The following is a 1,334-nucleotide window of genomic DNA, read 5'->3' on the forward strand; positions in this document are numbered from 1 at the left end:
CGATCTCCCGCTCTTCCACCGGACCGGCCGCCTTGCAGCCCGGTGAAAGACGCTGGCCGGTGCTGCCATCGACCTGGAACCGCAGACGACCGGACTGCCACAACCGTGCATCGCGCTCGGCGAATGTGGGCGGCACCCCCTCGTCAAGCACCATCGCCTTGAAACGGCGCTGGCACATCGCCGCCGGGGTCTGCGCGGCGGCGATGCCCAGCGGCCAGCAGATTCCACCTCGCTGACGCTGGCCGGCATGGCGCCGGGGCTGGTGTCGGCCGACTGCCGCGGCAGGCTGTCGATCACCTCGAACATCAGCGGCAACGCGGTGACCGCGCCATAGTGCCCCGGCAACGGCGTGCCATCGGGCCGGCCGACCCACACGCCCACGGTGTAACGCTGGGTGCCGCCGATGGCCCAGGCATCCCGATAGCCGTAGCTGGTGCCGGTCTTCCACGCCACCGGCGGGCGACTGCCGGTATCGAAGGTTCCCACGCCATAACCCGGTCGCAGGTTGGACTGGAGGATCTCGCGCACGATCCACGCCGCCCCCGGTGATACCAGCCGGCGCTCGATCAGCGGATCGTCCGGCGTATAGCGCACGCGCCCGGCGATGCCCTCACGGTTGAGCGCGGCGAACGCGCCGACCAGATCCTCCAGCCGCGCGCCGGTACCACCCAGGATCAAGGCCAGATTCGGCGAGGTGCCGCGCGGAAAGCGCAGATTGATGCCGGCATTGCCCAGCCGCCCGGCGAAACGGGCCGGACCGACCCGGTCGAGCAGGTCCACCGACGGCACGTTCAACGACAGCCGCAACGCGCTGGCCGCACCGATCGGCCCGTTGAAGGCGGCATCGAAGTTGCCCGGCCGGTAGCCCCCGAAGCTCTGCGGCGCATCGATCAGCAGGCTTTCCGAATGGATCAGCCCATCATCCAGCGCCATGCCGTACAGGAACGGCTTGAGCGTGGAACCGGGTGAACGCCAGGCCTGCACCATGTCCACGTGGCCCAGCCGCGGCTTGTCGGCAAACGCCACCGAGCCGACATAGGCCCGTGCCTCCAGCGTGGTGTTGTCCAGCACCAGCAGGGCGGCCGACGTGCGTTCGGGCAATTGGGAGAAATAGGCCGCCACGCGCTCTTCCAGCATGCGCTGCAGACCACTGTCGATCGTGGTCTGGATCTGTGCGGCACGTGGCTGCAGACCGCGCAGGCGCTGCGCCAGCAAGGCGGCATGCAGCGGTTGTTGAAGCGAACGTGCGACCACCGGTTCGATCCGCGCGTCGGCGACTTCATCGGCCGACCACACGCCGAGCGCGGCCATGCGCTCGAGCACCTTGTCGCGCG

Annotated in this window: 1 pseudogene; it reads right to left on the bottom strand. The window is 69.3% G+C overall.

Features of this window, described 5'->3' with window-relative positions:
- Positions 1–1,334: pseudogene (locus tag JCM9942_RS16125) on the bottom strand (penicillin-binding transpeptidase domain-containing protein); the annotation flags it as partial.

Origin of the sequence: Stenotrophomonas pictorum JCM 9942 (genome assembly GCF_001310775.1) — a bacterium.
GTDB classification, from domain to species: Bacteria; Pseudomonadota; Gammaproteobacteria; order Xanthomonadales; family Xanthomonadaceae; genus Stenotrophomonas; species Stenotrophomonas pictorum.